Origin of the sequence: Paenibacillus aestuarii (assembly GCF_027789125.1) — a bacterium.
GTDB lineage: Bacteria > Bacillota > Bacilli > Paenibacillales > NBRC-103111 > Paenibacillus_E > Paenibacillus_E aestuarii.
Genome location: NZ_JAQFVF010000060.1, coordinates 1 through 10279, shown reverse-complemented (window position 1 = coordinate 10279; position 10279 = coordinate 1). Strand labels below are relative to the sequence as shown.

Below are 10279 nucleotides of genomic sequence, written 5' to 3'. Positions count from 1 at the left end.
TTAAGTATCAGAATGGTACGGAAGGAATTAAAAGCGTTGCAAAATCATTAGGGATAAACCATGAAGTTTTACGTATGTGGGTTAGGCAATACGAATATCACGGGGTAAAAGCTTTTGAAAAGAGCTATACAGCTTACAGCATGTCATTTAAACTAGACGTACTCAACTATATGAACGAGCATGGGACGTCTCCAAATGAAGCTGCTGTCATTTTTAATATTTCCTCCCCTGGGATCATTAGAAAATGGCGCAATCAATTTAATGAAGATGGAAAGGACGCCCTGAAATCAAAGAAAAAGGGGCGCCCACTTATGACAAATAAGAAAGAGAACAATTCGAAAAAACTAGAACCTGCGGAGGGTTCAGTTGAAGCTCTGAAAGCAGAAATAGAACGTTTGCGTATGGAAAATACCTATCTAAAAAAGTTGAATGCCTTAGTTCAAAACAAGGAAAAATCACCAAACAAGACAAAGCACAAGTAGTCTATGAATTAAGGCTTGAATTCCCGGTGGTTGCATTGCTAGCGTTTGCTGACATCCCTCGTAGTACCTTTTACTACTGGGTAAAGCAGTTGAATAAGCCCGATCTAGACAAAGATCTAAAACTCCTTATTCGATCCATTTACATCGAACATCAAGGACGTTATGGCTATCGTCGTATCCGTGATGAACTATATAATCGGGGACATCGGGTTAATCATAAAAAAGTGCAGCGTATCATGAAAGAATTAGGCTTGAAATCAGTGGTGCGTATGAAGAAATATCGTTCCCATAAAGGAACAGTAGGTAAAATTGCACCTAACGTACTCAATCGTAATTTTCACGCGGAAAAACCAAATGAGAAATGGGTTACCGATATTACGGAATTTAAGCTATTTGGAGAAAAGCTGTACTTATCACCTGTTTTGGACTTGTTTAACGGTGAAATTATCACTTACACAGTAGGGCCCCGCCCTACTTATTCCTTAGTCTCTGAGATGCTAGATAAGGCCTTTAAACGCTTATCCGAAGAGGATGAACTCCTCCTACATTCGGATCAAGGCTGGCACTACCAGATGAAGCCGTATCAACATGCTTTGAAGAAACAAGGAATTACCCAAAGCATGTCACGCAAAGGAAATTGTTACGATAACGCGGTGATGGAGAACTTCTTTGGCATTATGAAGTCGGAGTTTCTTTATCTTAATGAATTTGAAAGTGTAGATCACTTTAAGCTAGAACTAGCACGATACATTGATTACTACAATCACAAACGCATCAAATCAAAATTAAAAGGCATGAGCCCGGTACAATACCGTGCTCACGCCCAACAGGTTGCATAAAATATTTGTCTAACTTTAAGGGGTCACTTCATGTGGACGGCTGTCTTTTTATATTGAACCCCCAGCCCTTGCCATGTAAGATAGGAGCATAGTATACAGCAACAGCAAGAGGAAGGGAGCAGCTATGTGGTCATATATCGTTGATTTATTCCGTGATTTATCCCCCGGCGTCAAACGGTTTGTCGCCACCGAAAGCTTGTTTGGCATTGGCGCCGGCATTTTTAACTTGATCCTGAACTTGCATCTGTTAGACCTCGGCTTCTCCAAAGAGGATATCGGGCGCATCACCTCGCTCGGAGCACTGACGATCGGACTGGCTAGTCTGCCGGCAGGCTTCGTCGTCAAATACATAGGCCGCAAAACGATGCTCGTCATCGGCATGCTGCTCGCTTTTCTGGCATTGATCATTTTTGGATTCGGAACCGGTATTACCATGATCACTACAGCACAGCTCATCTGGTCACTGAGCATGACGGCGATCGTGAACTCGGAAATCCAACTCATTTTTCAATATTGCCGCACGAAGAAAGAAGAAACCAGCGCCTATTCGCTGCTGTTTGCGATCTTTACCTTGTTCACCGGCATCGGCACCTGGCTGGGGGGCTACCTCCCGCTATGGATGCCGGGGCACAGCACGCTGTACCAGAACGCCTTTTTCGTGGCCGGCGGCTGTTTGGGGCTCTCCGGTATATTACGCGGCTTGCTGCTCCCATCTGCCAATGGCCAAGCTGCTGTCGCGAGGGATATGGGGGCTTCCGCCGCACCTTCTTCGGAGCAGCCTAAGAAGGCGCACGCTTATTCGTTCATGATTTTGCTTGCGCTGCTGATCTTCAATTCCGGCTTCACCTTCGGTCTGTTAAGTCCGTTTCTCAACGTCATCCTGAAGTTCCGGTTCGAGATGGCGGATAGCGGCATCTCCGGCCTACTGGCGCTGTCCGGTGTATTCTTCTTTATCGGCTCGCTTCTTGTGCCGTATTTGTTAGAACGGATGGGCAGCAGCAAAGCTTTCGTGCTCCTGTTTCTGTATAACATCGTTGTGGTCGGGCTGATGGCTTTGACGATGCCGGGGGCGGTCTTCGCCGTGCTGCTGCTCATTCGCGGCACAGGCTTTACCATGCTGAACAACATGATGGACAGCGAATGCATGTCCGCCGTTGCCGAAGAGGATCGCAACATCTTCGCGGGGATGCGGACGGTTTCACGCAGTATCGGCAACACGATTGCATCTTACTGGGCGGGGTACATCTTGGCCGGGAACCATTATTCCCTGCCGTTTCTGCTAACGGCGGGAGCGCTGCTTACAGGTTTTGCCATGTATGCATGGTTCGTGCGGGGGAGGCTGAATCGGAGGTTGGCCGGAAGCTACTCTTAAGTTCGATAAGAAAAGGAACAGTTCTGCGGCGGCAGGCTGTTCTTTTTTTTCATTTAATGTCACAGATGGACATCGTTATTTGTCTTATCTTTGATTAGAGCTGTCTCATCGCATGCTTCGATCTTACTTGATCCATAATAAAACCAGTAAAGGCGCGGCTATCCAATTAGGAAAGGGCGGATATGATGCAAACCTACACAATTGATCCATCACCTAATTCTATTGAGGATTTATATAGAACGTATAAGTCTCATTTATTCGCAATTGCTTACCGGATGCTGGGTTCCAGAGCGGATGCTGAAGATATGGTTCAAGATTTGTTTATTAACATGAACGGATATGTAAATGACAATATTCATAACATCAAATCGTATTTAAGCAAAATGATGATCAACCGCTGTTTGAACGAATTGAAATCGGCAAGAAAAAAGCGAATCCGCTACGTAGGCAACTGGCTGCCTGAACCTTCCGTACAGCTCACGGACCAGGGACCGTTAGATCGCATTGAGAGGGAAGATACGATATCGTATGCTTTTCTTATTTTAATGGATAAACTGACACCGTTGGAGCGAGCCGTGTTTATTCTGCGTGAAGTGTTTGCCTATGAACATAACGAGATCGGAGAAATGGTCAATAAAACAGAAGTCAACTGCCGCAAAATCTATAGTCGGGTTAAGAAAAAAATCGATCAAGTTTCGTCGGAACAAGCGGAAACGGTTCCCATTTATCCACAAGAGGAGAAGGAACGTGTTACCCGCTTCATTGCCGCGCTGACGAATGGGAACGTTCAGTCCCTGGTCAGCATGCTGACCGAGGATGTCGTCTTCTTTGCCGATGGTGGAGGGAAGGTAACAGCCGCGATCAATCCGATCTACACGAAACAGCGTGTGCTTGCCATCTTAAACGCACTATCTTCCAGCCGCTTCCTGCAATCCGAAGCGAAGCTGGTGGAAGTCAATGGCCAGCCTGGCATTTTGTTAGCCCAAGAGGGGAAGCTAACCGGAGTTCTGTGTTTTGAATGGGAAGCCCAGACGATGAACATTCATCGCATATACTTTATTGCGAATCCTGACAAATTAGAGCATGCCATTGTAGGGCCGAATATGTAATTACACATTAAGCGGCGCTTGAATGTCACACTTGAAGCACGTCAATTGTTTTCATATTGTAAAAACAAAGAGGAGGAATGACAATGACACAACGAGTGAATTATATGCAGCAATCGCCGGAGTTTTTCAAAAAATTGATGGAGCTTAGCAACGCCGAACAAGGAAGTTCGATTGAAGAAAGCATCCTTCATCTCGTTCACATCAGAGCTTCGCAAATGAATGGCTGCGCATTCTGCCTGGATATGCACGTGAAGCAAGCCAAGATTCATGGTGAACGCGAGCTGCGTCTATACCACGTTGCGATCTGGAGAGAATCCACCTTGTTTGATCCGCGTGAAAGAGCAGCATTGGCTTGGACGGAGATACTGACGAAGCTGCCTGAGCATGGTGTACCGGACGAAGTCTACAATCGCGTTCGCGAGCAGTTCAGCGAGAAGGAAATCTCCGATCTGACGTTCTCGGTCATGGCCATCAATGCCTGGAATCGGGTTAACGTAGCGTTCCAAATGACACCGGGGACGGCTGACTCCGCATTTGGGTTGACAAAAGCCGGCCTGAACTGAAGCCTGGCACCGGCACACTGGCTTAGCGTTCCTGCATAGCAAGTTTTACATTCATCAAAGGGAGAACCGGATACTACGGGCTCCCTTTTTTTATTATTTTCTAAGAAACCAGACTTTAATAATGATATCGTCCTCTATTTCATAAACGGCGACAGCTTCGACAATGGCGCCTTCGATTCGGCCTGTTATTTGTTCATGGTCAATGACATATTTGCCATGAAAAATTCGCTTATCAACCGTTGCTTCCATATGGGGATAAGTTTCGAACAATGTTTGATAACGCGCTCTCATAGCCTCTTGACCTTCCATGGTCAGCGTGTTCGGAAAATCGTATATTTGAATGTTTTCACTATAGCATGCCATGAATAAGTCGATATTTTTTTCGTTATAGGCTTGTAATTGCCTTTGTACAACAGATTCTCCCATATAATTTCCTCCCAGAACAAAATGTAGTTTCGTAGATAGTATATGAAAATTGCCACAAAGTAAACGATCATTCCAGGATATGGCACCAGCAAGTTAAAATGTCAGGGTTGGCAGGGGAGATAAGGTTATTGTCGAATGATTATAACGGTATTTGTTGCAACTTATCGGAGGAGGGGGAAAATTGTTTCAGAAAATGTCAGTAATGAAGAAAGTTGGTTTACTTACATCGATGCTGTTCGGCTCCATAGCATTAGGTGTATGGGGGGGAAGTCACGCCTATGCAATTGTAGCAGATCAAATCATTTACACGACGAATGCAACGGGGCAGCCTGCTAGTGGTGATAGTCTTATGCGCGCTAACGTGGACGGTAACGGCTCGATCGTGATCTCTGACAATGATAGCATCTTTTATCCTGGAAGCGTGGCACTTGATCCTGCCAATCACCGGGCCTTTGTGGGTGATCTTTACAATAATCATGGGGGGATTTATGCTGTAGACCTTATAACAGGCGTTGTGACGAAGATCTACGACTCCCCCTATCAGGTTACCGATTTGGCTGCGGACACCGTAAATCAAAAGCTTTATTTTACGACGAATGCCACAGGTCAGCCAGCTGTAGGTGATACCCTAAGCCGCATTAATTTCGATGGGTCGGGGATGACCGCTATTCTCAATAACGATTCGATCCAGTACCCTAAAGGCATTGCCCTAGATCTCCCCAACAATCGCGCTTTTGTAGGTGATTTGTACAATGGCCATGGGGGGATTTACGCTGTCGAGCTATCGACAGGGGCACCGACGTTATTGTACAGTTCTGCCTATCAGGTTACCAGCTTATATGCGGATCGGGTCAATCAGAAGCTTTATTTTACAACGAACGCTACCGGTCAACCTGCTGCAGGAGATACCTTAAGCCGTGTCAATTTCGATGGGACGCGTATGACAGTTATTTTAAATAACAATACCATTCAGTATCCGCAAGGCATAGCCCTTGATCTGGCCGGAAATCGCGCTTATGTAGGCGATTTGTATAATGGCCACTCGGGGATTTATGCTGTCGATCTCACAACAAGAACACCGGCTTTAATCGTACCTTCGGCCAGCCAGGTGACAAGCATTGCTCTGGCAGATAACAATCCACCTGCTGTCACCAACGAAACCATAAGCACATCGGGGATATCCCAGACAGGGCTAATCTTAAATTGGAATAAAGCGATTGATAACATTAGTCCTCAGAAAGGCTTGCAATATAGGGTATATCAATCGAGTTCCAGTAACCTTAATACCGTTGAGGACATGGAAGCATTTGGTACTGCGATGGGATCTTACACTTCTGACATTGCGACGGTAAATGTAACGGGGCTTACGCCAGGAACAAGCTACTATTACAATGTCATGGTCAAAGATGAGTACGGGAACAAAAGTGCCTATAAGATGACGATGGCAATAACCAGCTCGGTTACTGCACCGACGGCTCCGGTGATTGAAGTAGCAACGGCCGGCAATAGTCAGGCGACGGTAAGCTTTATACCGCCAGTGAGCGACGGAGGCAGCGCGATTACAAGTTACACCGTGACATCGAATCCCGGCGGGCTAACAGCAACTGATGCGGGTAGTCCGATCACCGTTACAGGTCTGACGAACGGAACGGCGTATACATTTACGGTGACAGCGACGAATGCTGTGGGCACATCGGTACCGTCCGCATCTTCGAACAGCGTTACACCGAAGACCGTACCATCCGCACCGACGATCGGAAGCGTTGCTGCTAGCGATGGCCAGGTGACAGTAAGCTTTATACCGCCAGCGAGCAATGGTGGCAGTTCGATTACAAGCTACACCGTGACATCGAATCCCGGCGGGCTAACAGCAACTGATGCGGGTAGTCCGATCACCGTTACAGGTCTGACGAACGGAACGGCGTATACGTTTACGGTGACGGCGACGAATGCAGCAGGGAACTCCGTTTCTTCTGCTTCCTCGGCGAGCGTCAAGCCTTTAAGCTCAAATGCGAAATTGAGCAGTCTCTCTATTTCAGATGTGCTTTTAAATCCAGCGTTTACACCAGTTGCGACGAATTACACGGCAACCGTATCCAATCGTGTTTACAGCACTTCGGTGACCGCCTCCGTGTATGATCCCACAGCGACGATCCAAGTCAATGGCGTTGCGTTGACGAGCGGCACTACATCAGATGCGATCGGATTGAACGTGGGAAGCAACATGATCACGGTGTTGGTAACCGCGCAGGACTTGAGCACCAAGGCATACACAATAAAAGTCGATCGGGCAGCGAACAACAATGCGGAACTGCGTAATCTCTCCCTTTCGAATGCTGATCTGAGTCCATCGTTTGCTGCTGGAACAACCAGCTACACAGTATTCGTGAATCACGCTGTAAGCAGCACTTCGGTTACGGCGGACGTCTATGATGCTAACGCCATAGTCAAGGTGAATGGAATTGAATTATCTTCGGGTTCGAGTTCGCAGGCGATTAACCTTTACTCTGGTACCAATACGATTAGGGTGCAAGTAACGGCACAAAACGGTACAACTCAAACATATACCGTTCTTGTTACACGTAATGGTCGTGAGAGTTCGGATAGTTCTTCACAGACACCGTCATCACCGGCATCACTAACAACACCGCCGGCAACAACAGAACCTGATGCACCGAAACCTGACACACATATTTTTAAGGATAACGTGGATGAAGTTCAGCTTGTTTCGTTCCTGAAAGACAAACTTGCGCAAGCCAAGTCCAATCCAGCTATTATTCATCTTTCGGATATTGCAAATCACTGGAGTAAAGATACCATCAATCTGTTTGTAAAACTTGGTTTTGTAGCCGGTTATGAAGATGGAAGTTTCCATCCGGATGCTAACATGACTCGGGCTGAATTTGCTGCACTGATTTCCAAAGCGTTTAACTTTAGCGCGCAATCCACTTCCACTGCATTCGTATTTTCTGATGTAGATAACCGTTTCTGGGCGAACGAGGCCATCATAGCCCTCGTGTCCCACGGTATTATCAACGGGTATGAAGATGGTACGTTCAAACCTGACAAGACGATTACACGAGCTGAAATCATTGCGATCATCTGTCGATTGGTGAATGTAAGTGCAGTTAATCACGAAAACCGTGGAACATTTAAAGATATTGAGGGCACCTGGAATGCATCCCAAATTCAAGCGGCCTTTGAGGCGGGCTTAGTGCAGGGGCGTGATGCTAGCACATTTGCTCCAGAGGCTTCTACCACCAAAGCAGAATCTCTAACGCTTATTGTTCGCGTGCTTGAATTGAACCCAGAGATTAAGATTTTGCTGGATGAGCTCAAAATGTAATAGAAAAGGAAGGGGACATGTGCCCTTTCTTTTTTTGTTAAAAGCATTCTATTAGCCGATATTGCAATAGTATGTAAGAAAGCGTAACTTGCTACTTCGTAATGAGGTAGATAAGAAATCGAAATAGAGATTTTTGTAGATTAATATATTGACATATTTTAGCATTTTGTATTACTATTTACATAAAGGGGCTTGATTGGGGTGTATAGGGGGATGTTAGTGGACTAGAGTTATTAGCTGGTGGTTGAGTTTTTGAATCAAAATGGAAGCGGTTTCCAATTTACTGGACAATAATAATATTTATTTTTTATTTAAATTTTTTATCCCTATCTCTTTTAATGATCAAAAGACTAACTAATGGGAGGACTACAGCATGAAACGTCCTAGGTCAATAAAGAAGTTTGTATGTACTTTATTAATGTCTGTTTCACTTATCACAACATTGACAATACCGTTATCACCAGAACTCGTCTCTGCATCCACCAATAGCATTGACGATGCAAATCCAAATGAGAGAAGTCTGGATAAGAACATGAGGTTTCGCAAAGAAATGGGTCTAAATGTAAATGAAGCCTATGTTAATAGTTTGCTAAAAGACAAAAGCCAGACGAGCGGGAAAAAATATGGGGTTGTATTAACACAAGAAGAAAAATCTCTTGATGAGCGTATCCAAACGCAGCAAGAAAAAATTCCAAGAGTTAAAGAGTATATCAGATCTCTTAAAGATGATAGCTTCGCTGGTATGTATATCGATCAATCTAAAGGCGGGGTCATTAATATTGGTTACAAAAAAGACTTAAAACTTTTACAACAGGTAGAAGCGAAAATTAAAAGTGTATATGGTAATTCTGAACTTATTCAGTTTTACAAAGCAGCCTACACGGAAGCGAACTGCACCCCATTTGTTAGACACGACTAACAATGGAGGTGCAGTTTTTTTGCCTAATTTCAGTTTAGATGAGAAATTGAAGGCCATTTTTAAGTATCAGAATGGTACGGAAGGAATTAAAAGCGTTGCAAAATCATTAGGGATAAACCATGAAGTTTTACGTATGTGGGTTAGGCAATACGAATATCACGGGGTAAAAGCTTTTGAAAAGAGCTATACAGCTTACAGCATGTCATTTAAACTAGACGTACTCAACTATATGAACGAGCATGGGACGTCTCCAAATGAAGCTGCTGTCATTTTTAATATTTCCTCCCCTGGGATCATTAGAAAATGGCGCAATCAATTTAATGAAGATGGAAAGGACGCCCTGAAATCAAAGAAAAAGGGGCGCCCACTTATGACAAATAAGAAAGAGAACAATTCGAAAAAACTAGAACCTGCGGAGGGTTCAGTTGAAGCTCTGAAAGCAGAAATAGAACGTTTGCGTATGGAAAATACCTATCTAAAAAAGTTGAATGCCTTAGTTCAAAACAAGGAAAAATCACCAAACAAGACAAAGCACAAGTAGTCTATGAATTAAGGCTTGAATTCCCGGTGGTTGCATTGCTAGCGTTTGCTGACATCCCTCGTAGTACCTTTTACTACTGGGTAAAGCAGTTGAATAAGCCCGATCTAGACAAAGATCTAAAACTCCTTATTCGATCCATTTACATCGAACATCAAGGACGTTATGGCTATCGTCGTATCCGTGATGAACTATATAATCGGGGACATCGGGTTAATCATAAAAAAGTGCAGCGTATCATGAAAGAATTAGGCTTGAAATCAGTGGTGCGTATGAAGAAATATCGTTCCCATAAAGGAACAGTAGGTAAAATTGCACCTAACGTACTCAATCGTAATTTTCACGCGGAAAAACCAAATGAGAAATGGGTTACCGATATTACGGAATTTAAGCTATTTGGAGAAAAGCTGTACTTATCACCTGTTTTGGACTTGTTTAACGGTGAAATTATCACTTACACAGTAGGGCCCCGCCCTACTTATTCCTTAGTCTCTGAGATGCTAGATAAGGCCTTTAAACGCTTATCCGAAGAGGATGAACTCCTCCTACATTCGGATCAAGGCTGGCACTACCAGATGAAGCCGTATCAACATGCTTTGAAGAAACAAGGAATTACCCAAAGCATGTCACGCAAAGGAAATTGTTACGATAACGCGGTGATGGAGAACTTCTTTGGCATTATGAA

Annotated in this window: 7 protein-coding genes and 1 pseudogene; 7 read left to right on the top strand and 1 reads right to left on the bottom strand. The window is 44.6% G+C overall.

Translation table 11 applies throughout. From position 1 onward, the window contains the following. The 4 genes from O9139_RS22390 to O9139_RS22375 form a co-directional block, all read left to right on the top strand. Positions 1-1321, top strand: a protein-coding gene (locus O9139_RS22390; protein WP_270877922.1) for an IS3 family transposase whose coding sequence is annotated in 2 segments (ribosomal slippage) — positions 1-417 and positions 417-1321 — 1322 coding nt annotated over the 2 segments. Because the reading frame shifts where the segments join, the coding sequence is not laid out codon by codon here. This gene is flagged as partial in the annotation. 124 nt (positions 1322-1445) lie between these two features. Continuing rightward, the gene (locus O9139_RS22385; protein WP_270881642.1) at positions 1446-2693 is read left to right on the top strand and encodes an MFS transporter; all 1248 of its coding nucleotides are present in this window, start codon (positions 1446-1448) and stop codon (positions 2691-2693) included. A 182-nt stretch (positions 2694-2875) separates the two neighbouring features. Further along, positions 2876-3802 carry an RNA polymerase sigma-70 factor gene (locus tag O9139_RS22380; protein ID WP_270881641.1) on the top strand — a complete coding sequence of 309 codons (927 nt, stop codon included), beginning with the start codon at positions 2876-2878 and terminating at the stop codon, positions 3800-3802. Positions 3803-3885: 83 nt separating this feature from the next. Then, entirely contained in the window at positions 3886-4365 is a 480-nt protein-coding gene (locus O9139_RS22375; RefSeq protein WP_270881640.1) for a carboxymuconolactone decarboxylase family protein, read from the top strand. 93 nt (positions 4366-4458) lie between these two features. Here the strand turns inward: O9139_RS22375 and O9139_RS22370 are convergent, their stop codons facing one another. After that, positions 4459-4791: a nuclear transport factor 2 family protein gene (locus O9139_RS22370; protein WP_270881639.1), complete on the bottom strand. Its 333-nt coding sequence runs from the start codon at positions 4789-4791 to the stop codon at positions 4459-4461. 181 nt (positions 4792-4972) lie between these two features. Between O9139_RS22370 and O9139_RS22365 the strand changes: the two genes are divergently transcribed. The 3 genes and pseudogenes from O9139_RS22365 to O9139_RS22355 form a co-directional block, all read left to right on the top strand. Further along, complete coding sequence (locus O9139_RS22365; protein WP_270881638.1) at positions 4973-8137, top strand: S-layer homology domain-containing protein; 3165 nt, start codon at positions 4973-4975, stop codon at positions 8135-8137. A 373-nt stretch (positions 8138-8510) separates the two neighbouring features. Continuing rightward, on the top strand, positions 8511-9056 hold the full coding sequence (locus tag O9139_RS22360; RefSeq protein WP_270881637.1) for a hypothetical protein: 546 nt from the start codon (positions 8511-8513) through the stop codon (positions 9054-9056). A gap of 19 nt (positions 9057-9075) precedes the next feature. Further along, positions 9076-10279: pseudogene (locus tag O9139_RS22355) on the top strand (IS3 family transposase); the annotation flags it as partial.